The organism is Undibacterium sp. TJN25, assembly GCF_049339885.1.
GTDB lineage: Bacteria > Pseudomonadota > Gammaproteobacteria > Burkholderiales > Burkholderiaceae_D > Undibacterium.
Genome location: NZ_JBMPPM010000005.1, coordinates 275219 through 299830, shown reverse-complemented (window position 1 = coordinate 299830; position 24612 = coordinate 275219). Strand labels below are relative to the sequence as shown.

Below are 24612 nucleotides of genomic sequence, written 5' to 3'. Positions count from 1 at the left end.
AAGTGACGAAAATGATGCAAATTCTATTGACTCTTTAAAATACTAATCATATAGTACTATCCGATTAGTAAATAACTTTACCCGAGAGCCTCCCATGAACGACCCGCATCCGACCGAAGGCGAGCTTGCCATTCTGCGCATCTTGTGGAGCCGCAAGGCTCCCGCGACGGTGCGCGAAGTGCATGACGAGCTTTTGCGCAGCAAAGACACCGCCTACACCACGGTATTGAAGATGCTGACGATCATGAGTGAAAAGAAACTGGTGCAGCGTGACGAAACCGAACGCAGCCATCGTTACCTTGCGCTGTATTCAGAGCCGGTGGTGCAATCGTCGATGCTGAAGAGCTTTGTACAGAATGCTTTTGCCGGGTCTGCCGTCAAGCTTGTGCAGCGCGCACTGGATGACGATACGGCCAGCGCCGAGGAACTGGATGCGATGGCCCGCATGATTGCTGAAGCAAAAAAACGGCGCGGCAGCTAAACCGCCCGCAGCCAAATCGCCGCATACACGGAGCCTCCCATGAACGCATTTTTCCAGTTTGCCTCTGCCCTTGCCCAGGTACTGCTGCATTCGCTATGGCAGCTGGCGCTGCTGGGTTTGATGGCGGCGCTGAGCATGGCCCTGCTGAGGAAAAGTAGCGCCATGCTGCGCCACGCGGCAGGCATGCTGTGGCTGCTGGCAATGCTGTTGGCGCCGCTACTGACATTTGCATGGCTATGGCAGGCCTTACCTGTATTACCGGCCGGTGCGCCGGATATCTACATTGCAAGCGGCAGCGGCTATGTCGCGGCAGGCGTGGCCAATCCCTTGGCAGACTGGATGCTGACAGGCGCATCCGTGCTATGGGTATGCGGCGTGCTATGCATGCTGGTCTTGCAGGCTGGCGGCTGGCACATGATACGCCGGCTGGAACAACAGCCCTTCCTGGAACTCCCTGCCGAATGGCAGCGCCGCACCGAGGCTTTACGCGCAGCATTCGGTATTTCCCGCGCGGTGGCAGTACGCCTGGCCGGCAACCTGCCTTCCCCGTTCACCGCCCGCCTGTGGCGCCCTGTCATCTGGTTGCCGGTCACCTTGCTGACGCAACTTCCGGCAGAACAGATCGAGGCTCTGCTGGCGCATGAACTGGCGCATATACGCCGGCTGGACTGGCTGTGGAACGGGCTGCAATGCGCGATTGAGTCCCTGCTGTTTTTTCACCCGGCCATGTGGTGGCTGAGCAAGCGCATCCGCCAGGAGCGCGAACATGCCTGCGACGATCTTGCAGTGAAGGTGTGCGGCGACCCTGTCGTGCTGGCAGAGGCGCTGACCGGACTGCATCGCCACGGATCTGCCGCGCCGCGCTTTGCGCTGGCCGCTGGCGGAGGATCGTTGATGAAACGCATCAGCCACCTTTTGTCCGGCCGTCCGGCTCGCCAGAACTGGGGCGCACCGCTTGCGCTTGCCATATTGCTGTGTTCGGGCGTCCTGCTAGCAAGCCAGGTTGAACCGCCCCGGCATCTGCTGACCAATCTGAAAATCAATTCTTCATCGAGCGGAGCGCTCACAGCGGGAAATTTTCGCGAATTCACGGCCAGCTATCTTCTCGACAAGCAGCGCTACTACCGCATCAGCATGGACCAGCACGGCGCCGTTACTGAAACCTATACCGAAGATGGCCACAAGCTGCCGGTGGACGACAAAGTGCGCGCATGGCTGAAAGAACTGGAGCCCATGGGCGCTCTGCCAACCTTAGCTGCGATGCCAACGCTGCCGGCTTTGCCTGCACTGCCTACGCTGCCTGCAACGCCTGTTCTCCCTGCGTTGCCGACGAAGACCGGGCCCAGTGATTCAGCCGAGCTCACTGCCTTGTTCAGGCAGCTACAGGGCGACGGCAGGCTGGCTGCGGCCCTCGGCCAGCCGGTAAGCATGGACCGCAGCTCCTTCCATGGAAACGTCCATACCTGGGGCAGGTGGGATTTCCACCTGTGGGGCATGGATGAGCCGGAAGGCGGCAAGGCGAAGTTTACGGTGGTCTTTGCCGGCCCCAAAGGCAGGGCCAGCGTTGGCTACGACGGGGCGACACGGAACGGCGTGTGGCAAATCGCCACACTGGACATCCGTCGGTTGCCGTCGCCATAAAGAGTAGAAGTCCCTTTTTTTAACCCAATCTACTAATCAATTAGTAGATTCATGAATGAAAATTACAGGAGCATTTATGTACAACAATCGAAGCATGTCCATCGCACTGTTGATAAGCGCGGCATTTTCCGTCAACGCTTTCGCACAGCCGGCAGATGCCCGCCTGTCCGCAGCAGAACGCAAGGAAATCCTGCAAACGCTGGACGCCAAGCTGCAAGCCAATTATGTGTTTCCCGCAGTGGCAGCGCGTTTAGGCAAGGAGCTGACAAGCAAAGCCGCAAAAGATGCTTACGCCGGCGCAGATACGGCCGCGGCGCTGGCAGCACAATTATCAAAAGACTTGCGCGAAAAAAGCGATGACCGGCATTTCATGGTTTTCTATGATCCCGGCTACCATGTGGAAGAAAATCCGGACGCGGTGCCCAGCCCGGAAGAAATGGACAGGCAACGCATGGACGCCACCCGCATGGGCTACGGCATAGAAAAGCTGCAACGCCTGCCCGGCAATGTGGGTTACCTGGAGTTACGCGGGTTCGGCCCTACTGAGGTAGTGGCTGCCGCCTATACATCTGCACTATCGCTGCTGGCAGGTACGGACGCGCTGATCCTGGACCTGCGCCGCAACGGTGGCGGCAGTCCCAATAGCGTGGCCTACCTGATGAGCCATTTCTTTGCAAAAGGCGACGAGCGCCACCTGAACGATATTTATACACGGCCGCAGGACAAGACCCAGCAATACTGGACCAATACCGGCGTGGGCGAACGCTATACCAAGCCGGTGTACGTACTGACCTCCGCGCGTACCTTCTCCGGCGGTGAAGAATGTGCCTACGACTTCCAGACGCAGAAACGTGCGGTACTGGTAGGCGAAGTTACCGGCGGCGGCGCCAATTCCGGCGACAGGTTTTCCCTTGGGCATGGTCTCGTCATCAACATCCCGACAGGCCGCGCCATCAATCCAGTAACCCGTACCAACTGGGAGCACGTAGGTGTGAAGCCGGAGATAGCCGTGCCGGCGGCACAGGCGCAGCAAACAGCCTATGTCGCGATCCTGCGCACACTGCTTGCCAAAACCACGGACGCGGAACAGCGTGAGGAACTGGAAAAAATCCTGCCCATGGCAGAGAAAGGCGAAAGCATGGTGCCGAACTATGCGCCGCGGCGCTGAGGCTTCTGTTCGAATTTTCTCACAGTTTTTTTGATGAGTACTGACGGCAACTGCCTGCCGTCAGCCTTTGAAACGCATCGCCGTATCGGCAAGCTTGCGTACCAGCCGCGTCAGTTCGGTCCGATCCTTGGCACTCCAGTCAGCGAGCACTTCGTCAATCATGCGGTTACGCGCTTCGCTGATCTGCTCCACCATCAGCCGCCCCGCTTCCGTCACCTCGGCCTCTCGCACCCGCTGGTCCGTCTTGCCGGGAGTGCGGGTGATAAGCCCCATCTCTTCCAGCTTGGCGACCTGGCGGCTGACCGTGGAATGATCGCGGCCCGCCAGCTCGGCCAGTTCCACGACCCCTATCGGCCCGCGCATGCCTATCCGTACAAGCAGGGGGAACAATGCGCGGTCGAGCGATACATTGGCACGCCTTAGCAGATACTGATCGGGCTGGGGCCGGTTGAAGAAACCGACCAAGTCTATCAGCGCTTCATGGAGAGGATTTTTCATCGGGTGCATTATGCGCCCTCTTGTTGAGAAATCCAATATGGGCAGCACTAGGCCCGGGAAGAATTCCGCGCAGCCTTGTTCGATGCAAGCACGTTGTCCTTGGCAAGCGCTTCGCCTGCATTGACCGCCGCTATCCACCCGGCAGTACTCGTTACCGCCGCAAAATTGGAGTGGAAGATGACGCTCAGCACACGGTGGATTTCTTCTGCTGTTGCGCTGCCGGCGGTATTCGCATACGGCACGGCGCCGGTGGCGTCGCTCAGCATCTCCACCTTGTAGCCGTCATGCATGGCCTGATAGATGGTGCTGGCATTGCAGTTCTGCGTCATGTAGCCAACGATGCTCAATGTATCGATACCTTTCTGTTTCAGCCAGGCGGCGGCATCGGTGCCGGCAAAAATGCTGGGCATGGTTTTTTCCACACGATAGTCGTGCTGACGGTTCTTGACGGCATCGTGCAGCTCCCATGCCGGCTCGCCCTTCTGGAACACCGGAGCACCCGCTGGCGACGTATGCTGGATAACCAGCACAGGCACGCCGGCGGCGCGCGCCGCATCCATGGCGAGACCGATGTTGTTGATGGAATGCTGCGGATCGGGGTATTCAATCAGCAGTTGGCCGCTGAAATATTCGTTTTGCGCATCTATCACCACCAGTGCGCGCTTCGGCGCTGTGGCTTTGCTTGCATCGTTTGCAGACATCAGGTATCTCCGTTTGTGTATTCAATGAAACGGATTATCGGCCAAGCCCGGAAAAGGCGAAAGTGACCCGATTGCCATTAAGCGATACAATCGGGCCATGCCCAAGATATCCCCTTCCCACAGGATTACCGTCGCCGTCATCGCGTTTGACGGCATCAGTCCTTTCCATCTGTCGGTGCCCTGCATGGTCTTCGGCGAATTCCTGGGAGCAGCGGGCCTGCCGGAATTCGATGTCTGCGTCTGCTCTGCGGAAGCTGCCAGGGGATCGCAGCGAATTACCACCAGCGCAGGCTTCAGCATCAATACCGAATACGATTTATCGGTGCTGGCGCGTGCGGATATGATCGTGGCGCCGTCTTGGCGGTCCGATCTGCAAACGCCTTCGGACAAGCTCTTGCAGGCTTTGCGCAAGGCGCACAAGCGCGGCGCGCGCATTGTCGGCCTGTGCCTGGGCGCCTTCGTGCTGGCGGAAGCTGGCCTGCTGGACGGGCGCACGGCCACCACACACTGGGCGCTGGCGGATGAATTTGCACGGCGCTATCCGCAAGTTGGCCTGGACCCGAATGTATTGTATGTGGATCATGGCGATGTCACCACGTCGGCAGGCACCGCCGCAGGCATAGACTGCTGCCTGCATCTTCTACGCTCTCAATACGGATCAGATGCTGCTGCTCAGGTAGCCCGGCGGCTGGTGGTGGCACCGCACCGCCAGGGCGGGCAGGCACAATATATAGACCAGCCACTGCCCGTGCTAGCCAGCGACGACAGGCTGTCCAAAGTGCTGGAATGGATGCTGCTTCACCTGTCAGAGGCGCAAAGCCTGGATCAGTTGGCGCAGCGCGCACTGATGAGCCGGCGCAGCTTTACCCGGCACTTCCAGAAGCTGACGGGGACTACGGTCGGCCAGTGGCTGCTGAACCAGCGGCTGGCGCAGGCACAGCGCCAGCTGGAGTCCACCAGGAGATCGATAGACGATATCGCCGGCGATACCGGCTTTGGATCGGCGATGGTGTTGCGCCGGCATTTCGCCAGCGCCTTCCGCATCTCGCCTTCCGCTTACCGGCGAGAGTTCCAGGGAAGCGGCGCCAATGAAGCATTTCAAATCAAGCTCCTTTAAGCCTCCCTCTAAGCCCCCAGCTTGAGCGACCGCGCCAGCACCCTTGCCACATGGATGGCCTGCTGCTGTGCGCCGTCGTGGATCTGGTGCCGACAACTGGTGCCGTCGGCGACAACGATGGTGCTGCCATCCGCTTCCATCGCTTTCCTGACGGCCGGCAGTAAGGACAATTCGCCCATCGCCTTCGATGCTTCGTAATGTTCGTCTTCATAACCGAAACTGCCTGCCATGCCGCAGCATGAAGATTCCACGACAGACAATTCCAGCTGCGGCACCCATTTCAAGACCGTTTGCACCGGCGTAAAGGCATCAAAGGCTTTTTGATGGCAATGGCCATGCACCAGCACCTGGTTACTGTCCAGCGCTTGCAGGTTCAGGTCCAGGCGCCCTGCCTTTTTTTCCCTCACCAGAAATTCCTCGAACAGGAAAGCGGAGGCGGACAGTTTTTCCGCTTCGGCGCCATAGCCATAGTGCAGGAATTCATCGCGCAAGGTCAGCAGGCACGAAGGCTCCAGGCCGACGACGGCGATGCCCCGGTTCACGAAAGGCAGCAGCGCATCCAGCGAACGGCGCGCTTCGGCCTTGGCCTCCGTTACCAGGCCTGCGGACAGGTAAGTGCGTCCGCAGCACAGCGGCCGCTGTCCGGGCACGGCGCTGAAATGCACAAGGTAGCCTGCCGCTTCCAGTACCTGCTGCGCAGCCCTGGCGTTTTCCGGCTCCATATAGTTATTAAACGTGTCCACGAACAGCAGCACTTCCTTGCCGCCCGCTGCGGCCGGACTGGTTTTCGCGGTTGACAGGAAAGAGGTTTTGAACTTTGGCGAAGAACGCTGCGTCGCCAACCCTATGCTTTTCTTGACCCAGGAAGACACCACCGGCACTTTCTCGGCCAGTGCGATCAGCCCGCCGAAACGGCTGGCGTACGGCGCATATGCGGGCATATACGCCACCAGCTTGTCACGCAATCGCAGGCCATGCTTCTGCGTCCATGCGGCCTTGGTTTCAATCTTGATTTTCGCCATGTCCACGCCGGTAGGACAGTCGCGCTTGCAGCCCTTGCAGGAAACGCACAGGTCCAGCGTCTCCTTGACTTCCCGGCTGGCCAGCCCCTCCTGCCCCAGCTGGCCGGAGATCGCCAGCCGCAGCGTATTGGCGCGGCCGCGGGTCACGTGTTTTTCATCCTTGGTGATGCGATAGCTGGGGCACATGGTGCCGGCATCGAACTTGCGGCAATGGCCGTTGTTATTGCACATTTCCACCAGCTTGGCCAGGCCGCCGGTCTTGTCCGGGCCGCTGCCGGGCACGGTTTCTTCGCCGGTCAGCGGATTGCGCAATACATTCCATTGCGACCAGTCCAGCTGCGGCGTATGCGCCAGTTCCTGATAGCCCGGCGCGAAGCGGAAATTGCGGGTGTCGTCCATCTTTGGCGGATTGACGATACGGTCCGGGCTGAAACGGTTGTCGGGATCGAACAGCTGCTTGATCTGCTGAAATGCATGGTTGATCCTGGGACCATACTGCCATGCAACCCATTCACCGCGGCACAAGCCGTCGCCATGCTCGCCGGAATAGGCGCCCTTGTATTTGCGCACCAGTGCAGACGCTGCCTCGGCGATTTCCCGCATGTCCTTGGCGCCGCCGCGGCGCATGTCCAGTATGGGCCGGACATGCAGCGTGCCGACGCTGGCGTGTGCGTACCAGGTGCCTTCGGTGCCGTACTGGTGGAACACCTCGGTCAGCTGGCTTGTATATTCGGCCAGGTGTTCCAGCGGCACCGCGCAATCCTCAATAAAGGATACCGGCTTGCCGTCGCCCTTCATGCTCATCATGATGTTGAGGCCGGCCTTGCGCACTTCCCACAAGGCTTTTTGCTCATTCATGTCCGGCATTTCAACAACCGAACCCGGCAAGCCCAGGTCGGCCATCAGTTCCACCAACTGCGCCAGGTTCTGCAACTGTTCGGCATGGGTCTGGCCGGCAAACTCCACCAGCAGGATGGCCTGGGGATTACCGGTCAGTGCTTTTTTTATGACCGGCCTGAATGCAGGATTGCTGATCGCCAGGTCTATCATCGTGCGGTCCACCAGTTCCACCGCGGTCGGCCCCAGCTTGACGATGTGCTGCGTCATGTCCATCGCCTGGTAGAAGCTGTCAAAATTCACGACGCCCAGTGTTTTGTGGTTGGGCAGCGGCACCAGCTTTAGCGTCAGCTGGCGGCTGTAGGCCAGCGTACCCTCTGAACCGACCAGGATATGCGACAGGTTGGCAACGCCGTCATCGGTATAGGCCTTGGGGTTCTGGCAATCGAAAATATCGATGTTATAACCGGCGACGCGGCGCAATACGCGCGGCATCTGCTCCCTGATTTCTTCTTTTTCACGCAACGCAATCTGGCGTATGCCTTCCACGATCGCATCCAGCCGGGGGCTGGACTGCATCTTGCCCAATGCGCCGAACTGCGCCTGGCTGCCGTCTGCCAACACGGCATCGATCGCCAGCACATTGTGCACCATGTTGCCGTACTCAATGGAACGCGAACCGCAGGAATTGTTTCCGGCCATGCCGCCTATCGTGCACTGCGCAGCGGTCGATACATCGACCGGAAACCACAGGCCGTGCGGCTTCAGCCAGGCATTCAGGTGGTCCAGCACCAGGCCGGGCTCGACGGTCACCGTCATTGCCTCCGGATCGAAATCCAGCACCTTGTTCAGCCATTTACTGTTGTCTATCACCAGCGCTTCGCCGACTGTCTGGCCACACTGGCTGGTGCCGGCGCCGCGCGCCAGCACAGGCGCATGATGCTGGCGCGCGATGTCCAGCGCCAGCAACAGATCGTCCTGGTTGCGCGGCACGACGATGCCCAGCGGCATGATCTGATAGATGGAGGCATCGGTCGAATAGCGGCCGCGGTCCGCCGCACTGAACAGTACGTCGCCTTGCATCTCCTGCTGCAGCTGCCGCACCATGGGCGTCGCAGCCCGCCCGCCGGGAGGGACCAGGTGTATGGGTTTTACTAGCATGTCATTTATCCTGTGAAAAAAGCCGGCAGAGGCGCGCCGCGACAGCGCGCTGCATCATGCCAGCTGGAATTGAATCGGCGGAAGCCCCTGCACCTCGCCGCAGACGGCACCGGCCTCCAGTGGAAAATGCACGCCGGTATAAGAGCCTGTGGTAATTGTATTGCCGGCCGCCAGAGTCAGGCCCTGCGCGGCGCAATGGCGCACCAGCCACGGCAGCAGGCGGCGTGGATCACCCGCCGGATTGCTGCCCTTGCCATTGAAAATTTCGGTATCTGCAACCCGCAGGCTGACGCGCGGATTGATAAACGGAAAACCGCTGTCGTAGGCCACCTGCTCGCCAGTGACCAGCGCTCCGTGATTTTGCAGGTCTGCCAGCTGCAGCAGTTTGCCAACCTGCGGCCAGCCCGCCAGCCGGCTGGACACCAGCTCCACCGAGGCTTGCATGGTATGCAGGTAGTGCATGATTTCAGAGTCTGACAAAGCCGCATCTGCCGGAGTAAATTCACGCGAGAAGGAAAATGCGATCTCCAGCTCCAGCCCCAGCACGGGGAAATGCCGCTTGTTCAGTACGGCATGGTTTTGGTAAATGCCATCCAGCGGCAATGGAGAGCCCTGTATCGGGCCATCGGCGGACTTGGCGCCTATTTTCCAGCCACCGGTATGGATGCTGACGCGATTCAGAAAACTGCGCTGTACCGCGTAGGCCTGGTCTGCATCGGCAACAGCCAGTGCGGCGGGCACGGCAACTATGCTCTGGGTCTGGTAGGCGCCGCTAAGCAGTTCGGCAAGGCCGGTTGCTGCCTGCGGGAGAGTATGAGGAGTGGACAACATCCTTATCCTTCAGTGACAAATCAATGACAATGACGGGATATCGGCAGGCGGCACGGGCCGCCTGCACCTGTATCCTTAGGGGTTGACCGGATGCGCGTTGCCTGCGTTATCCGTGCCTGTCGCTGCCAGCTGGAACTTGCTTTCAGGCTGCATACGGAAGGCCAACACCACGCCGAAGCCCATCAGTATCATGCTGCCGACGAAGGGTAGTTCCCAGTTGCCGAAACGGTCTATCAGGTAGCCGGACAATACCGGCGAGATGATCGCGGCCAGTGCCGAACCGGTATTCATCATGCCGCTGGCGGTACCGGAATATTCCGGTGCGATATCCATGGGTATCGCCCACATCGGACCTATCGTCATTTCAGCAAAGAAGAAGCCAGCGCTGAGGCTGATGATGGACACTGTCAGATTATGCGTAAACAACAATGGCAGCAGCGACAGCAGGGTTAGGAACATGCAGATCGACACCATATAGCTGCGCGCCCATTTGATGTTGCGGGTACGGATCAGTATGCGGTCGCTGACAATGCCGCCCAGCGTGTCGCCGACGACACCGGCAAAGAAAACGCTGGAGGCGAACAAGGCGGATTTTTTCAGGTCCAGGTCATAGCTATGCAGGAAGTATTGCGGTATCCAGCTCAGGAACAGCCATAGTGTCCAGCCGTAGCAGAAATAGACTATCGTCACCGGCGCCATGCGTTTGGCCAGAGGGCCCCATGGTATCTTCACGTTTTTCTTTTTGACTACCGGCAGGCCGGCCAGTTCTTCCGGCGATACGCCGGGGTGATCTGCAGGATCTTCGGTAAACACGAACATCCACACGATGACCCAGATCAAACTCAGTACGCCGCAGACGTAGAAAGACATGCGCCATCCGTATGCCGCCATGACGAAAACAATTGCTGCCGGCGCCACTGCATTGCCGATGCGCGCAAACGCGTGCGTGATGCCTTGCGCAAAACCGCGATTTTCTTTCTTGACCCAGCGCGCCATTGCCGATGTCGCGGCAGGGAATGTAGCACCCTCGCCCAGGCCGAGCAGCAAACGCGCCAGCAGCAACGAGATGAGCCCGCCGGCAAAGCCGGTCAGTATCGTGGCCAGCGCCCACAGGACACCGCAGACGATTAGCGTGCGCTTGGCGCCGAATTTATCGCTGACCCAGCCGCCGATGATCTGGAACACCAGGTAGGGATAGGCAAATGCAGAAAACACCAGCCCGATTTCTGTCTTGTTGAGATTAAAGTCCTTGCCGAAACCTGCAGCGGCGGTACTGACATTGACGCGGTCGAGATAGGTGATGAAATACATCAAACACAGCATCAACAGCACAATACTTGTTGCACGAAAACCTGATCGTTTCATTCTTTGTCTCCATTAATTAAACTACGGCATGGTGCATTGAAGCATCCTGCGATGTCGCCCCGATGACCGTGTCTGTGCAAGGTTCATCGGGCCTGGTCGTGAACTCAGATGACTGGGTTCACAACTTCCTGGCAGGATTTGCCGTCAGGTACTGCATTGCTGCTGCCACGCCGCTGCCGGCCAGAGGCACGCCGGCCAGTTTCAGACCCATTTCACAGCCGGCCAGTGTCGCCATCAGCGTCAGGTCGTTGGCTTCGCCCAGATGGCCGATGCGGAACATGCGGCCCTTCAGCTTGCCCAGGCCTGTGCCGAGCGACATGTCGTAGTTTTCATAGATGGTCTTGCGGATGGCATCTGCATCGAAGCCTTCCGGCGTCATGACACCGGTCAGCACAGGAGAGTACACATCTGCATCCGTACATTGCACTTCCAGGCCCCAGGCCCGGACTGCATCGCGGCAGGCAGCCGCCAGACGCTGGTGGCGCGCGAACACGTTGTCCAGGCCTTCGCCCAGGATCATGTCCAGCGCTTCCGACAGGCCATACAGCAAGTTGGTATTGGGCGTGTACGGCCAGTAGCCGGTCTTGTTCATTTCTATGATTTCGGTCCAGTCCCAGAATGCGCGCGGCAGCTTGGCGGATTTGCTGGCCTGGATCGCTTTTGGAGACACTGCATTGAAGCTGATGCCGGGGGGCAGCATCAGGCCTTTCTGCGAGCCGGATACGGTAACGTCCACACCCCATTCATCATGGCGGTAATCGGCGGAAGCGAGGCCGGAGATGGTATCCACCAGCAACAGCGCCGGATGGCCGGCCGCATCGATCGCCTTGCGGACGGCGGCAATATTGGAAGTAACGCCGGTGGAAGTTTCATTGTGGACCACGCACACTGCCTTGATCACATGGTCTTTGTCGGCCTTCAGGCGTTCTTCTATCAGGTTCGCTTGGACGCCGCGGCGCCAGCCTTCTATGCCGGGCAAGCCGAGGAATTCCGGTTTCAGGCCCAGTGCTTCCGCCATTTTTTTCCACAAGGTGGCGAAATGGCCGGTTTCATACATCAATACCGTGTCGCCGGGGCTGAGGGTATTGGTCAGCGCCGCTTCCCAGGCGCCGGTGCCGGACGCCGGGTAGATGATGACCGGCTGCTCGGTCTTGAAAATCTTCTTGATGCCTTCCAGCACCTGCAAACCCAAAGCGCCAAATTCAGGGCCGCGGTGATCGATAGTCGGATAGCTCATTGCCCGCAGGATGCGGTCTGGCACAGGGCTGGGGCCTGGAATCTGCAAAAAATGGCGCCCTGCCGGATGGAAGTTAAGTTTCAACACTGACATCTCCTTTTAAATTGAATTTTGTATACAAAATACTTTAGCAGATGAATTTTGGAAGGTAAAGTGCTATTTTTAATATCCATGCGTGATGTCCCGACGCCACGATCCATCTGTCAATAGGTTCGGTCTTGCCGTTGAATTTACGCCGCCAGCTATGAAGAAGCCAGAAAAATCAATGGTAATTAGGTGTTAGTCTGTTAAAGAAGTTTTACAAAAACCCTGGCTGCCTGCTGTTTCAGTTAAAACACTTATGAGTTAAAATCATTTGGTAAGAAAAATAGGAAATTGCATGCAAAATACAATTATAGAAGCCGGAGCACCTCCAGCACCGCTGAATATGCGCCTGGAACGCCAACGCCTGCACGACACGGTGGTGGACCATCTGCGCAATCTGATTGTCGAAGGAACACTGGCTCCCGGCACCAAACTGAACGAACGCGAACTGTGCGAGACCCTGGGTATTTCCCGCACGCCGCTGCGCGAAGCGATGAAAGTGCTGAGCGCCGAAGGCCTGGTGGAAATTCTGCCGAACCGCGGCGCATCGGTATCGCGCATGACGGAAACCGAAGTCTGGGAAACCTTTGAACTGATGAGCGGGCTGGAAGCCTTATCGGGCGAGCTGGCATGCGAACGCATTACACCGGTGGAACTGGCCGAAATCAAGGCACTGCATTATGCGATGCTCTCCTGCAAGGCACAGAACGACTTACCGGGTTATTACAGCCGCAACCAGGCGATCCATAACAAGATCAATGAAGCAGCGCGCAATTCGGTGATGCGGCAGACGTATCTGACGATGAACCGGCGCCTGCAGGCACTGCGTTTCAAGTCCAACTTCAAGGCGGACAAATGGGACAGCGCGGTGCATGACCATGAAGAAATGATCAAGGCACTGGATGCGCGCGATGGCAAGCGGCTGGCTGCGGTGCTTCGCCAGCATCTGCTGGACAAACGCGATGCAGTCATGAGCGTTGTCAACCCGCCGGAAGAAAACAAGGAAACCTGATCCTTCACTGCCGCCTGTGCATTGCTCGCCGGCGGCGGATTTCCCTATCGCCGAACGATAGCCTATGTCCTCCCTTCCTCTTTCCGCCTTTCCCGCCCTTCAGTACCTGTACCGTTACGCAAACAACAAAGCCCGGCTTCGCAGCCGGGCTTTGCTACTACCTGACTTGCTATGTGCTTATTTTGCAGCAGCGGCAAGAATTACGGCAGCGACTTCAGCCGGTTTGGACAACATGGGCACGTGGCTGGTGTTCAGCGTGGTTGTCGTCGCGCCGATTTTCTTCGCCATTGCCGCTTCCAGGCCGGGGGCGATCATGTGGTCTTGCGAGGACACGATATAGTAGGATGGCTTGGTCTTCCATGCAGCAACAGTCACAGGTTCGCCGAAAGCCTTGCTATTGATAGGACCCTGGCTGACAGCCATCAGCTTTGTCTGCGCTGCCGGCAAGTCTTGCGCAAAATCTTCAGCAACCGCCTTGGCTGGCAGACTCAGGAAACCGGACGCATCGGCCTGCAGTTTGGCAATACCGGGAGGCGTTGGAAATTCCTTGCCCAGCGAACCGACAGCCTCGCCTTCGGATGGTGCAAACGCTGCTACATACACGAGTGCGCTGACTTTGTCATCGGCGCCGGCCTGGGTGATGACAGTGCCACCCCAGGAGTGGCCTACCAGGATCACTTTACCAGTCTGCGCATCGATCGCGCGTTTTGTCGCGGCAACGTCGTCTGCCAGCGATGTCAGCGGGTTTTGCACGGAAACGACCTTATAGCCCTTGGCTTGCAGCAAAGGCACGACCTTGTCCCAGCTGGAGCCGTCTGCAAAGGCGCCATGCACCAGCACGATGGTTTTATCGGCATTGTCGGCCGGCGCTGCAATAGCTGCGCCGAAAGTGGATACCGCGGCCAATGCCAACAGGGATTTTTTCAAGATCAGGGACGATGTTTTCATGATGTTTCCTTAAAAGATGAATGGACGAAATATTTTTCCCGCATGAAGGGACTGAATTCTGCAGGCTGTTCATCAGCGAAGAATCAGCTAAAAGTCAGCGCGCAGTGACAATATAGCGCACTAAACATTAGTGCACAATGTATTTTTAAAGTTTTTTTATTTTCCAGTTTTATTTGCTTTTGAGAAAAGACAGAAAAAGTCCGCCGACCGCGGACGGCGGCAGGCAAGATTGCCTGCATAAAAAGTTTTACTCTTTGTCGAGCGTCTTTTGCAAGCCTGCCAGGCCCTTCATCAGGCTGAGGAAGCCTTTTTCATCCAGATTACAGGCAGATTGTATTGCCTGACTGACGTCATAGGCTTGCTTGCGCAAGGCCTCGCCCGCCGGGGTCAGCGTCAGCACCAAGCTGCGTTCGTCCTGGGGATCGCGCCGGCGCAGCAGATAACCCTCGGCTTCCAATCTTTTGACCAGCGGTGTAATGGAGCCTGAGTCCTGGTGCAACTTCTCCGCCAGATCCTTGAGCCCTATCCCCTGCTGCTCCCACAACACGACCATCACCAGGTATTGCGGGTAAGTCAGCTTCAGCTTCTCCAGCATAGGCTTATACAGCTGGGTCATTTTCAGCGACGTGGTGTAAAGCTGGAAGCAAAGATGCAGATCTATGCCGGGAGGTGTTTTCTTGGTCATGACAGGGAAATTGAAGCAGCAGTAATTGTTTAGTATAAATTAGTCCGGCGGGCCGGATAACATAATTGTTGATGCCATATATATGAGTACACCTCGAATGCATTCAAGCTGTCCCTGATTGTGCTATGCAGAACCACGGTCGCCCTCCCTCATCCTGTGCGTCTTTTACATGCGCTCTGAGAGTTCCCAATATTTTTTCAAAAATAGCTTGCAATCAAATAGCGCACTATCTATACTTCTTTCCATGGAAACGAAATCAGACAAAAGCGGCAAGGTTCCCCAGCTCGATGCACAGCTGTGTTTTGCGCTGTACTCCACGTCGCTGGCGATGAGCAAGCTCTACCGTAAGCTGCTGCGCAAACTGGGGATTACCTATTCGCAGTATCTGGTGATGATGGTGCTGTGGGAGCAGGATGAATTGACGGTGTCTGAAATAGGCACAAAACTTTTCCTGGATTCGGCTACGCTGACGCCCTTGCTGAAAAGGATGGAAGCGCAGGAACTGGTTACCCGTATTCGTGCGGCCAATGACGAACGGCAAGTGATCATCAGCCTTACCAAGGCTGGCGATGCAATGCGCAAGCAGGCGATAGATGTGCCGGAATCGGTACTGTGTGCAACTGAGTGCTCCGCTGCCGAGGCAATCGCGATGAAAGATGAGCTGGGTGTACTGCGCTCCAGGCTGATGAAGAATACAGCGGATTAAGCGGCAGCATTTTGCCGTTTTATCCCACTAATTAAATAGTGCACTATATTATAGTTGACTATATTAATGGTGAGATTTGTTTTTTTTGGAGTACCCCCTCTACCCTCGGCATCAATACCGTGTGGAGGAAAATGACATAAATAGCGCACTATTTAATAGTAATCTATTTTACTTGAACATTCTCCGGCCATGGCAAGCCGGCAGGAATCGAATGCAAGCCGCAGCACCTTAATACAGAAACAAACCCTGGTCTATGTGACCCCAACCGCAACTGAAGCAACTGAATAGGAGATTCATCATGTCGATAGAAAAAGTACTGTACCGCGCTCATGCAAAAGCCTCTGGCGGCCGTGACGGACGCGCCGTATCGTCCGACGGCGTCCTGGACATCAAACTGTCTACCCCTAAAGAACTGGGCGGCGCCGGCGGCGCAGCCACCAATCCCGAACAGCTGTTTGCAGCCGGCTACTCTGCCTGCTTCCTGGGCGCGATGAAGTTTGTCGCAGCGCGCGACAAGATCGCCATTCCTGCGGATGTCAGCGTGGACGGCAGCGTGGGCATAGGCGCCATCCCTACCGGCTTCGGCATTGAGGTTGAACTCAAGATATCCCTGCCCGGCCTGGACCGCGCGGCAGCCGAAGCGCTGATCGCCAAGGCGCATATCGTCTGCCCTTATTCCAACGCGACCCGCAACAACATCGACATCACCTTGACGCTGATGTAAGCCCGCCACCGTCACATATTAAACATCCATCATCACTCAAGCATCCATAGGGGAACACCATGAAATCGATTAAAAACGCTTTGTCCATGACCGCCATCGCTCTATCCGTTGCCGCTGTCGGCAATGCCCATGCAGCAGGCAGCCCGGGCGTGGAGCACAACACGCAGGCATTCTTGCAGGCGCTGGAAGCCGGTGGCGGCAAACCGATGGAACAATTGTCCCCGGCCGACGCCCGCGCTATCCTGGTAGGCGCGCAGGCAGGCGTAAAACTGACTTTGCCTAAAGCCGACGTGTCGGAAAAGACCATTACCGTGGATGGCAGCGACCTCAAACTGACGATCGTACGCCCCGCCGGCGTCAGCAAGACTTTGCCCGCTTTCATGTTCTTCCATGGCGGCGGCTGGGTGCTGGGCGACTTCCCTACGCATGAACGGCTGGTGCGCGACCTGGTCGTCAACTCCGGCGCGGTGGCAGTATTCGTCAACTACACGCCTTCGCCGGAAGCTAAATACGGTGTTGCCATCAACCAGGCGTATGCCGCCACCAAATGGGTCGCCGAACACGGCAAGGAAATCAATGTGGATGGCAAGCGCCTGGCAGTAGCCGGCAATAGCGTGGGCGGCAATATGGCAACGGTTGTCGCGCTGATGGCGAAAGACAAGGGCACGCCCAAGCTGCGCTATGAAGCCCTGCTGTGGCCGGTGACGGACGCCAATTTCGAAACAGCCTCTTACCAGCAATTTGCAGACGGTCATTTCCTGACCCGCAACATGATGAAATGGTTCTGGGATAACTATACGACCGACGCCGCCAAACGCAAGGAAATCTATGCATCACCCTTGCAGGCTAGCCTGGAACAGCTGAAAGGCTTGCCGCCGACATTGATCCAGACCGCAGAATTCGACGTGCTGCGCGATGAAGGCGAAGCTTACGGCCACAAACTCAATGCCGCGGGCGTGCAGGTCACGAGCGTGCGCTACGGCGGCATGATCCACGATTTCGGCTTGCTGAACGTGGTCAGCGATGTGCCCGCGGTGCGTAGCGCGATGCGCCAGGCCGGCGAAGAACTGAAGCAGCATTTGAAATAAGCAGTTCATCCGTCATGCGGATGCTGCCGGCTGCGTCAACGCGTGCAGCCGGCAGGGCTTCACAGCAGAGATGCGGGGCCACAAATTAGGTGGCCCATTCCTTTTCCTGCAGCCTTTTCAACACCCAGCGTGCCGCCGGCCCCGGCGGCACATCGCTGCGGCACAGGGTCTGGAAGCGGTAGATCGCGTGATCCCATTCGCTGGATTTAAGTGCCTTCAGCCGGCCCTCGGCAATATCGCCCCTGACCATGTGCTCCGGCATGCTGCCCCAGCCCACGCCGGCCAGCAGCAGCGCATACTTCGCATTCAGGTCAGTCACCCTCAGCGTGCGCACGGCCACCACGCCGTAGTCCTTTCCCTCGGTCAGGCGCGAGCGGTCGGTCAGCACCAGTTGCTCGTAATTGCGCGCGAGCGCCTGCGTCAGTTCGCCTTCATGCCGGCTGAGCGGATGCGCCGGCGCGGCAACGGGCACCAGGCGGGTTCCAGCAAAGGTATGGCGCTCCAACTGAGGCAGGCTGACCTCGACGGCCCCGCTGATGCCTATATCTGCAATACCGTCCTGCACCTGCTGCGCGACGGCACCCAGCGCTTCGACATTCAGGCGCAGCGCCACCGTAGGAAAGGTTTGTTGAAAATCCTGTAGCACTTCCACCAGCCATGGAGTCGGAAACATGACATCCACCACCAGCACAACCTGGGCCTCCAGCCCTGCCAGCAGCCCCTGGGCCTTGGCCAGCAGGTCGCCGACCCCTATCGACACCTTGCGCAAATCCGCCAGCACAGCGCGCCCGGCATCCGTCAGCTGCGGCTTGCGGGTGGCTCTGCGGTCGAACAATTCCAGCTCCAGCTGCGATTCCAGATTGGCAATGGCATAGCTGATGACCGACGTTGCCCGGCTCAGCTGCCGGGCGGCGCCGACAAAACTGCCGGCATCCACCACCGCGAGAAAAACCTGTATCTGGTCGAGTGTAGGCGCCCTGGGTGTTTTAGCTGTAGGCATGTGCAAGCTCTTATCAAGTATTTAGAACGTTTCGTTCCAAATTATCCCACTTTTCTGAATAATGGATTACTCCTAGAATCGCTGCAACGCTGAAATAGGTCAACACTGCTGAAACGACTAGCCAGTCTTTACCTGTCTTCATACGCTGCCGGATCATTGTGCCCGGCTTATAGCCACCTTTTTTGAAAGACCTGTCATGAGCAAGCTTTTACACATCAACACAAGCGTACGCAGTACCGGTTCCATCTCCCGCCAGCTGACAACCGAATTCCTGAACAAATGGCAAGCCGCCCATGCCGGCGATACTGTCACGACACTTGACCTGGCCGCCAACCCAGTTCCTCACCTGACAGAGCAGATGATGGGTGCGTTCTTCACACCGGCAGAACAGCGTTCGGCAGAACAGGCGCAAACTATCGCGCTGTCCGACAAGCTGATCGCCCAGGTGAAAGATGCCGACATCATCGTCATCGGCTCGCCCATGTACAACTTCGGCATCAGCTCCACGCTGAAAGCATGGGTGGATCATGTGGCCCGCGCCGGCGTAACTTTCCAGTACACAGCCACCGGCCCGGTCGGCCTGGTCACCGGCAAGAAAGTCTATGTGTTCACCGCGCGCGGCGGCGTATATTCCCAAGGTCCTGCGTCCGCAATGGATTTCCAGGAAACCTACCTGCGCGCAGTGCTCGGCTTCCTCGGCATTACCGACATCACTTTCGTGCATAGCGAAGGCGTAGGCATGGGTGAAGAAGCGGTTGCCAAGGCAATCGAAGGTTCCCGCCAGACTATCGGTACTCTGCTGGCTGCCTGAGGCTGACAGAAATAAAGAAATAAAGAAATAAAGAAATAAGCAAGAGGCGATAAGCCTGCCGCAAACAAAAAGGCCCGCCCCACAAAATGGGGCGGGCCTTTCTCATTGGAACACAAATCTATGCAGCGGCCGGCAAACCCTTGCTGCCCTGCTGCCCCTTGATCTGCAGCACCATCACTGCACAGCCTATGCAGACAACGCCCATCAGCATCGACGATGCCGTATAGGTGCCAAGACTGGAACGCAAGGTGCCTGACAGGAAATTGGCAAAGGCTGCACCCAGCTGGTGGCCCGCGGCTATCCAGCCGAACACGATGGGCGCGGCCAGCCTGCCGAATACATCATTTGCGAGGCGTACGGTAGGCGGCACGGTGGCAATCCAGTCCAGGCCATAAAAAATGGCGAAGATAGGCAGGCCGAAATAACCGAGTCCAAAAGCATGCGGCAGGAACAGCAGCGCCAGGCCGCGCAAGCCGTAATACCAAAACAGCAGCACGCGGGAGTTGTAACGGTCCGTCAGCCAGCCGGACATCGTGGTGCCGACCAGATCCAGCAAGCCCATTGCTGCCAGTATGCTGGCGCCGCCCACTGCGGTAATGCCATAGTCCCCGCACATGGCAATGAACTGCGTGCCGATATAGCCGTTGGTGCTCATGCCGCAGACGAAGAAACTGATGAACAGCAGCCAGAAGTCGCGCATTTTTACCGAACTGATCAGGGCATCAATCGCAATCATGAAGGGATTTTTCTTGCTGCTCTCGGCCGCCAAGGTCGCCGCATCCGTGTCGACGGTCTGGCCATACAGCTTCAGGCCGAGATCCCGCGGACGCTCCGGCAGAAAGATCGCAATCAGCGGTATCGCCAGCGCCGCTACGCCGGCCACCAGGAAAGCGACCGAACGCCAGCCGTAATTTCCCACCATCGATGCCATCAGCGGCAAAAACACCATCTGCCCGGTGGCCGAGCTGGCTGTCAGCAAACCCATTGCCAGGCCGCGCCGTGTTTCAAACCAGCGGCTGACAATGGTAGCAGCCAGCGTCGTTGCGGCCACGCCGCTGCCGGCGCCGACCAGCAGGCCCCAGGTCAGCACCATGTGCCACGGCAGGTGCATGAAGGTACTAAGCGCAGTACCGGCAGATAGCAGGCAGAGGCCGCCCAGCACGATAGGACGCACGCCGAAACGCTGCATCGCCGCCGCGGAAAACGGGCCGATCAGGCCATATAGCGCGATATTGACCGAGATGGCAAACGAGATGGTGGAACGGTTCCAGCCGAACTCCTGCTCCAGCGGCACGATCATTACCGCAGGCGTGGCACGTATGCCGGCGGCAGCCAGCAGCACCACGAAAATAATCGCCAGCACGAGCCACGCATAGTTAAAGCGATGACCGGTGCTTGCTGAAATGGATTTTGCGATTGTAGTCATGTTTAAAAACGGTCAGTAGGAGAAACCCGCCAGCGCGGGAACGCATTGCTTTGCATAGAGGATAACAAACTTCAGGACAGCCTGCGTGCAGCCAGCAAGCAGCAAAGCGGTCTCATCAAAAAAATAAATGATGACCGTCATCATATTTGAATAAATGATGATTGTCATGTATTATTTTACGTGTTGCATATCGTTCACCAAGAGAAACACATGCCCAGAGTATCGAGAGAGCAAGCCGCGCTGAACCGCAAACACATTGTAGAAACGGCGGCCCGGCTCTATAAGGAACACGGGGTCGGCGGCATAGGCGTGGCCGACCTGATGGCGGAAGCCGGCGTCACGCACGGTGGTTTCTATGGCCACTTTGAATCCAAGGATGCACTGGCAGCGGAAGCGTGCAGCCTCAGCTTTGAACGATCTGTCGCGAATTGGGAAGAAATCGGCCGCCGCCACGCGAATTCCAAAAATGCGGCCTTGCATGAGATCGTCGGCAAATATCTGCACAAGTCTGAGCACTCCACGCTCAGCGATATCTGCCCCATGCCGACACTGGCGGCGGACGCGATGCGGCAGGAGGACAGCAGCCCGCTGCGCCAGGCCTTCACTGCCGGCATGCGCCGCCTGGGCGATGCGCTGATTGCGGTCATGCACGACGGCTTCAGCAAGAAAAAACGCCGCGAGCGCGGCCTCGCCTCGCTCGCGCTGATGACGGGAGCGATGATGCTGGCCCGTTCCAGCAGCGATGCCGAATTCGCCGAAGAATTGCTGACAGCGGCGGACGCAGCACTGGCGCAACTTGGTTCTGCGCCTTAGCGAGGGTAAATGCCGGTACAATAAAGCGGCGCATCTGACGCCGAAGCAAGCGCGGCACTGCGGCACCCCTGCCGCCCCTTCGGCGTGGAACACGACATGATTACCCTGCATACCTGGACCACGCCCAACGGCCGCAAAATTTCCATCATGCTGGAAGAACTCGGTTTGCCGTATGAGGTCAACCCCATCAACCTCGGCAAGAGCGAACAATTTTCAGCTGAATTCCTGAGCATTTCACCGAACAACAAGATTCCCGCCATCGTCGATCACGACGCGGAAGGCAGACCGCTGACAATTTTTGAGAGCGGCGCCATCCTGACGTACCTGGCGGAAAAAACCGGCCGCTTCCTGGCTGCTTCCGGCGCGGACCGGTACAGCGCACTGGAATGGCTGCACTGGCAGATCGGCGGCTATGGTCCGATGCTGGGACAGCTGGGATTTTTCGGCGTGCGCAGCAGTGATAAAGCGCCGCTGGCCATCCAGCGTTTTAGCGATGAATCCGAGCGCCTGCTGAATGTCATGGAAAACCGGCTGAGCGGCAACCCTTACCTGGCGGGCGGCCAGTACACGATTGCCGATATCGCGACTTATCCGTGGACACTGGCTGCATCCACTTTCCTGAAACCGATATTAGGAAAAAGCCTGGCGAACAAGCCGGCGATACAGCGCTGGATGAATGACATTGCCCAGCGCCCGGCGGTACAGCGCGGCATGCTGGTGCCGGCCCTGCCCTGAGCCGGCAGAGTAATACGCCGGCCAGCCGCCGGTTACCTAACTACTCAGGCCAGGCGCGCATCGCCATCTGCGCCAGCTGGTGCAATTCTTCGCGCTTTGCGCCGCTGCTGGCCTGCACCGCCATGCCCTGGATCAGTGCGGTAACGAACTTGGCCAGCATTGCAGCGCTCTCGCCGGCGGGCAGATCACCCTCGGCTGCAGCCTGATCCAGCCTTTCCCGTATTGTGGTTTCAGTCATGATGCGGCGCATATTCAGCTCTTCCTGCGCCGGCGCGGCATCCGCGCTGCAAGCCAGGCCACCGGTGACCGTCAGGCAACCAGTGGGCATGCCAGGCGTGGTTTGCGCATCTGCCATGCCCAGCAGCAGCGCCAGCATGCTGTCGCGCGCCTTGGGCCGTGCCATCGCGGCACTGAACATGGGGAAATGCAGCTCGCCATACAGATCCAGCACCTTGCGGAACAATTCTTCCTTGTTGCCGAAAGCAGCGTACAGGCTGGGCCGGTTGATGTTCATTGCCTCGGTCAGGTCACTGAGCGAGGCGCCTTCATACCCTTTTCTCCAGAATACCTGCAAGGCATTGTTCAAGGCGCTATCGACATCGAAGCTGCGTGGCCGTCCCGCTCGCATAATAAAATCCTTCCATTGATGCGAGCATTATAAACGCAGTCCATTTCTGAGATAATTTCTAGAATTCTTCCCAGTCCGCGTTGTCCTGGGCGCCCTGCTTGGCATTGGCTATCCTGGCCGGTGCGGCTCTCCGTGCCGCAGGCGCCGCCTGCCACGCTGGCCTGGCTGCATTCGCCAATGCGACCGGCCTTGCAGCCGCCGGATGTGGGGCAAGGTGTGCAGCATCAAGCTTGAATACGCTGACAACCTGCGCCAGCCCTGCCGCCTGATCCTGCATGGATTGCGCCGCTGCTGCAGCCTGTTCGACCAGCGCGGCATTCTGCTGTGTAGCCTCGTCCATCTGCACAATGGCACGGTTCACTTCTTCTATGCCTGTGCTTTGCTCCTGGCTGGCGGAACTGATTTCCGCAACAATATCGGAAACCCGCTGCACACTGGCGACGATCTCGGCCATTGTTGCCCCCGCCTGCTCCACCAGTTTTGTGCCCGCGCCTACCTGGGCGACAGAACTGTCGATCAGGTTCTTGATTTCCTTGGCTGCGCCGGCACTGCGCTGCGCCAGATTACGGACTTCGCTGGCCACGACGGCAAAGCCGCGCCCCTGTTCACCGGCGCGTGCCGCTTCTACCGCAGCGTTCAGCGCCAGGATATTGGTCTGGAAGGCAATGCCGTCGATGACGCTGATGATATCGACGATCTTTTTGGATGACTCGCTGATGGAACCCATCGTCGCCACCACCTCATTGACGATATTGCCACCCTCCACCGCAATGCCGGATGCCGACGCAGCGAGCTGGTTGGCCTGTTTTGCATTGTCGGCATTCTGTTTCACCGTCGACGTCAGCTCTTCCATCGCCGACGCAGTCTCTTCCAGTGAGCTGGCCTGCTGCTCGGTGCGAGCGGAAAGGTCGAGATTGCCGGTGGAAATTTCCGCCGATGCCGTTGCAATCGCATCGGTGCCGCTTCTGACCTGGCTGACAATTTTCAGCAGGCTGTCGTTCATGCTCTTCAGCGCACCCAGCAATTGTCCGGTTTCGTCCTGCGAGCGGGCTTTGACGTCAGTCGTCAGGTCGCCCGCGGCGACAGCCTCGGCGGCATTGACCGCATGCCCCATGGGACCGGTAATGCCGGCAGCCAGCCGCCATGAAAAAACGGCGCCTACTACAATGGCGGCAATGCCCAGTCCAATGATCAGCATGCGGCCGGATGAGAAATCATTACCGATGCCAGTCGCCGTATTGTTGATCAGATTCATCTGGTATTCGACCAGCTTGCCTACGCTACTGGAATAGGCGTTCATCGCCGGCAGCATCTTGGATACCGTCTCGCTCTTGACCGCTTCTTCGTTACCCGCCTTTTTCAACTCGAACACATGGTCGCGGATGGCGAAGTAAACTTTCCTCTGTTCGCCCACATCCGCAAACAGGCGCTTTCCGGCATCGGTGTGAATCATCTGTTCCAGCTGTTTCTGGATTTCAGACACGCGGACTTTCTGGTCGTCGATCTGCTTCTGGAAAAATTTCTGGTCTTCAGCATCATTGCTTTTGATCAGGGCAAGCGTGCGTATGCCATTGGTATCGACGGATTTCAACCATTCCGTGGCCAGCCTCTCCTTGACCAGATCGGCTTTCACCATGCCGTCCGTGGCGTTGCCCACACCTTGCAGGCGCCAGATGCTGACGCAGGTCATGACTACCATCAACAGCAATACAGAGGTAAAACCCATGCCAAGGCGGGTGCCTATCTTCCAATCCGAAATGCGCATCGCTTATCTCCATGTTAATTACAAATTATTAACAATTATAAGCGACTGAAACGGCAGGAAATTAAATTTAAGCTATCTTTTTTTGCGGCAGGGACACACCGCGAATGTATCCATATCAACGATACATT

At 57.8% G+C, this 24612-nt stretch carries 24 protein-coding genes; 11 read left to right on the top strand and 13 right to left on the bottom strand.

Annotated elements, in window-relative coordinates; all coding sequences use genetic code 11:
- The first annotated feature begins 94 nt into the window (after window positions 1-94).
- From ACO0LO_RS14720 to ACO0LO_RS14710, 3 genes are all read left to right on the top strand, one after another.
- Window positions 95-481, top strand: a complete 387-nt coding sequence (locus tag ACO0LO_RS14720; RefSeq protein WP_422964982.1) for a BlaI/MecI/CopY family transcriptional regulator — start codon at window positions 95-97, stop codon at window positions 479-481.
- 39 nt (window positions 482-520) lie between these two features.
- Entirely contained in the window at window positions 521-2122 is a 1602-nt protein-coding gene (locus ACO0LO_RS14715; RefSeq protein ID WP_422964981.1) for a M56 family metallopeptidase, read from the top strand.
- Between the two features lie 76 nt (window positions 2123-2198).
- On the top strand, window positions 2199-3290 hold the full coding sequence (locus tag ACO0LO_RS14710) for a S41 family peptidase (RefSeq protein ID WP_422964980.1): 1092 nt from the start codon (window positions 2199-2201) through the stop codon (window positions 3288-3290).
- Window positions 3291-3350: 60 nt separating this feature from the next.
- Here the strand turns inward: ACO0LO_RS14710 and ACO0LO_RS14705 are convergent, their stop codons facing one another.
- Together ACO0LO_RS14705 and ACO0LO_RS14700 are read right to left on the bottom strand one after the other, a co-directional pair.
- The gene (locus tag ACO0LO_RS14705; protein WP_422964979.1) at window positions 3351-3788 is read right to left on the bottom strand and encodes a MarR family winged helix-turn-helix transcriptional regulator; all 438 of its coding nucleotides are present in this window, start codon (window positions 3786-3788) and stop codon (window positions 3351-3353) included.
- A gap of 47 nt (window positions 3789-3835) precedes the next feature.
- A complete protein-coding gene (locus tag ACO0LO_RS14700) occupies window positions 3836-4489 on the bottom strand; it encodes a cysteine hydrolase family protein (RefSeq protein WP_422964978.1) in 654 nt (217 codons plus the stop codon).
- Between the two features lie 97 nt (window positions 4490-4586).
- Here ACO0LO_RS14700 and ACO0LO_RS14695 point away from each other — a divergent pair, with 97 nt between their 5' ends.
- A complete protein-coding gene (locus ACO0LO_RS14695; protein ID WP_422964977.1) occupies window positions 4587-5606 on the top strand; it encodes a GlxA family transcriptional regulator in 1020 nt (339 codons plus the stop codon).
- 8 nt (window positions 5607-5614) lie between these two features.
- Here the strand turns inward: ACO0LO_RS14695 and ACO0LO_RS14690 are convergent, their stop codons facing one another.
- The 4 genes from ACO0LO_RS14690 to ACO0LO_RS14675 form a co-directional block, all read right to left on the bottom strand.
- A complete protein-coding gene (locus ACO0LO_RS14690) occupies window positions 5615-8626 on the bottom strand; it encodes an FAD-binding and (Fe-S)-binding domain-containing protein (protein ID WP_422964976.1) in 3012 nt (1003 codons plus the stop codon).
- Between the two features lie 54 nt (window positions 8627-8680).
- Window positions 8681-9457, bottom strand: a complete 777-nt coding sequence (locus ACO0LO_RS14685; RefSeq protein ID WP_422964975.1) for a 2-keto-4-pentenoate hydratase — start codon at window positions 9455-9457, stop codon at window positions 8681-8683.
- A 75-nt stretch (window positions 9458-9532) separates the two neighbouring features.
- Window positions 9533-10822 carry an MFS transporter gene (locus ACO0LO_RS14680; protein WP_422964974.1) on the bottom strand — a complete coding sequence of 430 codons (1290 nt, stop codon included), beginning with the start codon at window positions 10820-10822 and terminating at the stop codon, window positions 9533-9535.
- 118 nt (window positions 10823-10940) lie between these two features.
- The gene (locus ACO0LO_RS14675) at window positions 10941-12146 is read right to left on the bottom strand and encodes a pyridoxal-phosphate-dependent aminotransferase family protein (protein WP_422964973.1); all 1206 of its coding nucleotides are present in this window, start codon (window positions 12144-12146) and stop codon (window positions 10941-10943) included.
- Between the two features lie 292 nt (window positions 12147-12438).
- Here ACO0LO_RS14675 and ACO0LO_RS14670 point away from each other — a divergent pair, with 292 nt between their 5' ends.
- On the top strand, window positions 12439-13155 hold the full coding sequence (locus tag ACO0LO_RS14670) for a GntR family transcriptional regulator (RefSeq protein WP_422964972.1): 717 nt from the start codon (window positions 12439-12441) through the stop codon (window positions 13153-13155).
- Window positions 13156-13332: 177 nt separating this feature from the next.
- Here ACO0LO_RS14670 and ACO0LO_RS14665 read toward each other — a convergent pair whose 3' ends face one another.
- Window positions 13333-14103: an alpha/beta fold hydrolase gene (locus ACO0LO_RS14665; protein WP_422964971.1), complete on the bottom strand. Its 771-nt coding sequence runs from the start codon at window positions 14101-14103 to the stop codon at window positions 13333-13335.
- 247 nt (window positions 14104-14350) lie between these two features.
- Window positions 14351-14788 (bottom strand): MarR family winged helix-turn-helix transcriptional regulator, encoded by a 438-nt coding sequence (locus tag ACO0LO_RS14660; protein ID WP_422964970.1) that lies wholly within the window; start codon window positions 14786-14788, stop codon window positions 14351-14353.
- Between the two features lie 244 nt (window positions 14789-15032).
- On the opposite strand from ACO0LO_RS14660, the gene ACO0LO_RS14655 reads away from it, so the two are divergent.
- The 3 genes from ACO0LO_RS14655 to ACO0LO_RS14645 all read left to right on the top strand — a co-directional run bounded on the left by ACO0LO_RS14655 (window position 15033) and on the right by ACO0LO_RS14645 (window position 17306).
- The gene (locus ACO0LO_RS14655; protein WP_422964969.1) at window positions 15033-15494 is read left to right on the top strand and encodes a MarR family winged helix-turn-helix transcriptional regulator; all 462 of its coding nucleotides are present in this window, start codon (window positions 15033-15035) and stop codon (window positions 15492-15494) included.
- Window positions 15495-15792: 298 nt separating this feature from the next.
- Window positions 15793-16218 carry an organic hydroperoxide resistance protein gene (locus ACO0LO_RS14650; protein ID WP_422964968.1) on the top strand — a complete coding sequence of 142 codons (426 nt, stop codon included), beginning with the start codon at window positions 15793-15795 and terminating at the stop codon, window positions 16216-16218.
- Window positions 16219-16277: 59 nt separating this feature from the next.
- Window positions 16278-17306 (top strand): alpha/beta hydrolase, encoded by a 1029-nt coding sequence (locus tag ACO0LO_RS14645; RefSeq protein WP_422964967.1) that lies wholly within the window; start codon window positions 16278-16280, stop codon window positions 17304-17306.
- Window positions 17307-17391: 85 nt separating this feature from the next.
- On the opposite strand, the gene ACO0LO_RS14640 is transcribed toward ACO0LO_RS14645, so the two are convergent.
- Window positions 17392-18306, bottom strand: a complete 915-nt coding sequence (locus tag ACO0LO_RS14640; protein ID WP_422964966.1) for a LysR family transcriptional regulator — start codon at window positions 18304-18306, stop codon at window positions 17392-17394.
- Between the two features lie 196 nt (window positions 18307-18502).
- Between ACO0LO_RS14640 and ACO0LO_RS14635 the strand changes: the two genes are divergently transcribed.
- On the top strand, window positions 18503-19117 hold the full coding sequence (locus tag ACO0LO_RS14635) for an FMN-dependent NADH-azoreductase (protein WP_422964965.1): 615 nt from the start codon (window positions 18503-18505) through the stop codon (window positions 19115-19117).
- Between the two features lie 118 nt (window positions 19118-19235).
- Here the strand turns inward: ACO0LO_RS14635 and ACO0LO_RS14630 are convergent, their stop codons facing one another.
- Window positions 19236-20543 carry an MFS transporter gene (locus ACO0LO_RS14630; RefSeq protein ID WP_422964964.1) on the bottom strand — a complete coding sequence of 436 codons (1308 nt, stop codon included), beginning with the start codon at window positions 20541-20543 and terminating at the stop codon, window positions 19236-19238.
- Between the two features lie 12 nt (window positions 20544-20555).
- On the bottom strand, window positions 20556-20711 hold the full coding sequence (locus ACO0LO_RS14625) for a hypothetical protein (RefSeq protein WP_422964963.1): 156 nt from the start codon (window positions 20709-20711) through the stop codon (window positions 20556-20558).
- A gap of 42 nt (window positions 20712-20753) precedes the next feature.
- Here ACO0LO_RS14625 and ACO0LO_RS14620 point away from each other — a divergent pair, with 42 nt between their 5' ends.
- Both ACO0LO_RS14620 and ACO0LO_RS14615 read left to right on the top strand, forming a co-directional pair.
- Window positions 20754-21356, top strand: a complete 603-nt coding sequence (locus ACO0LO_RS14620) for a TetR family transcriptional regulator (protein WP_422964962.1) — start codon at window positions 20754-20756, stop codon at window positions 21354-21356.
- Between the two features lie 96 nt (window positions 21357-21452).
- Window positions 21453-22091 carry a glutathione S-transferase family protein gene (locus ACO0LO_RS14615; protein ID WP_422964961.1) on the top strand — a complete coding sequence of 213 codons (639 nt, stop codon included), beginning with the start codon at window positions 21453-21455 and terminating at the stop codon, window positions 22089-22091.
- A 40-nt stretch (window positions 22092-22131) separates the two neighbouring features.
- On the opposite strand, the gene ACO0LO_RS14610 is transcribed toward ACO0LO_RS14615, so the two are convergent.
- Both ACO0LO_RS14610 and ACO0LO_RS14605 read right to left on the bottom strand, forming a co-directional pair.
- On the bottom strand, window positions 22132-22719 hold the full coding sequence (locus tag ACO0LO_RS14610; RefSeq protein ID WP_422964960.1) for a TetR/AcrR family transcriptional regulator: 588 nt from the start codon (window positions 22717-22719) through the stop codon (window positions 22132-22134).
- 58 nt (window positions 22720-22777) lie between these two features.
- A complete protein-coding gene (locus ACO0LO_RS14605; RefSeq protein ID WP_422964959.1) occupies window positions 22778-24484 on the bottom strand; it encodes a methyl-accepting chemotaxis protein in 1707 nt (568 codons plus the stop codon).
- Between the last annotated feature and the right edge of the window lie 128 nt (window positions 24485-24612).

Bases quoted from the DNA above. Each gene is read 5' to 3' on its own strand.
- ACO0LO_RS14720 (WP_422964982.1), top strand. From the start codon at position 95: ATGAACGACCCGCATCCGACCGAAGGCGAGCTTGCCATTCTGCGCATC.
- ACO0LO_RS14700 (WP_422964978.1), bottom strand. From the start codon at position 4,489: ATGTCTGCAAACGATGCAAGCAAAGCCACAGCGCCGAAGCGCGCACTG.
- ACO0LO_RS14630 (WP_422964964.1), bottom strand. From the start codon at position 20,543: ATGACTACAATCGCAAAATCCATTTCAGCAAGCACCGGTCATCGCTTT.
- ACO0LO_RS14650 (WP_422964968.1), top strand. From the start codon at position 15,793: ATGTCGATAGAAAAAGTACTGTACCGCGCTCATGCAAAAGCCTCTGGC.
- ACO0LO_RS14705 (WP_422964979.1), bottom strand. From the start codon at position 3,788: ATGAAAAATCCTCTCCATGAAGCGCTGATAGACTTGGTCGGTTTCTTC.
- ACO0LO_RS14635 (WP_422964965.1), top strand. From the start codon at position 18,503: ATGAGCAAGCTTTTACACATCAACACAAGCGTACGCAGTACCGGTTCC.
- ACO0LO_RS14620 (WP_422964962.1), top strand. From the start codon at position 20,754: ATGCCCAGAGTATCGAGAGAGCAAGCCGCGCTGAACCGCAAACACATT.
- ACO0LO_RS14625 (WP_422964963.1), bottom strand. From the start codon at position 20,711: ATGACAATCATCATTTATTCAAATATGATGACGGTCATCATTTATTTT.
- ACO0LO_RS14615 (WP_422964961.1), top strand. From the start codon at position 21,453: ATGATTACCCTGCATACCTGGACCACGCCCAACGGCCGCAAAATTTCC.
- ACO0LO_RS14610 (WP_422964960.1), bottom strand. From the start codon at position 22,719: ATGCGAGCGGGACGGCCACGCAGCTTCGATGTCGATAGCGCCTTGAAC.
- ACO0LO_RS14660 (WP_422964970.1), bottom strand. From the start codon at position 14,788: ATGACCAAGAAAACACCTCCCGGCATAGATCTGCATCTTTGCTTCCAG.
- ACO0LO_RS14685 (WP_422964975.1), bottom strand. From the start codon at position 9,457: ATGTTGTCCACTCCTCATACTCTCCCGCAGGCAGCAACCGGCCTTGCC.
- ACO0LO_RS14695 (WP_422964977.1), top strand. From the start codon at position 4,587: ATGCCCAAGATATCCCCTTCCCACAGGATTACCGTCGCCGTCATCGCG.
- ACO0LO_RS14710 (WP_422964980.1), top strand. From the start codon at position 2,199: ATGTACAACAATCGAAGCATGTCCATCGCACTGTTGATAAGCGCGGCA.
- ACO0LO_RS14655 (WP_422964969.1), top strand. From the start codon at position 15,033: ATGGAAACGAAATCAGACAAAAGCGGCAAGGTTCCCCAGCTCGATGCA.
- ACO0LO_RS14715 (WP_422964981.1), top strand. From the start codon at position 521: ATGAACGCATTTTTCCAGTTTGCCTCTGCCCTTGCCCAGGTACTGCTG.
- ACO0LO_RS14690 (WP_422964976.1), bottom strand. From the start codon at position 8,626: ATGCTAGTAAAACCCATACACCTGGTCCCTCCCGGCGGGCGGGCTGCG.
- ACO0LO_RS14605 (WP_422964959.1), bottom strand. From the start codon at position 24,484: ATGCGCATTTCGGATTGGAAGATAGGCACCCGCCTTGGCATGGGTTTT.
- ACO0LO_RS14645 (WP_422964967.1), top strand. From the start codon at position 16,278: ATGAAATCGATTAAAAACGCTTTGTCCATGACCGCCATCGCTCTATCC.
- ACO0LO_RS14665 (WP_422964971.1), bottom strand. From the start codon at position 14,103: ATGAAAACATCGTCCCTGATCTTGAAAAAATCCCTGTTGGCATTGGCC.
- ACO0LO_RS14680 (WP_422964974.1), bottom strand. From the start codon at position 10,822: ATGAAACGATCAGGTTTTCGTGCAACAAGTATTGTGCTGTTGATGCTG.
- ACO0LO_RS14670 (WP_422964972.1), top strand. From the start codon at position 12,439: ATGCAAAATACAATTATAGAAGCCGGAGCACCTCCAGCACCGCTGAAT.
- ACO0LO_RS14640 (WP_422964966.1), bottom strand. From the start codon at position 18,306: ATGCCTACAGCTAAAACACCCAGGGCGCCTACACTCGACCAGATACAG.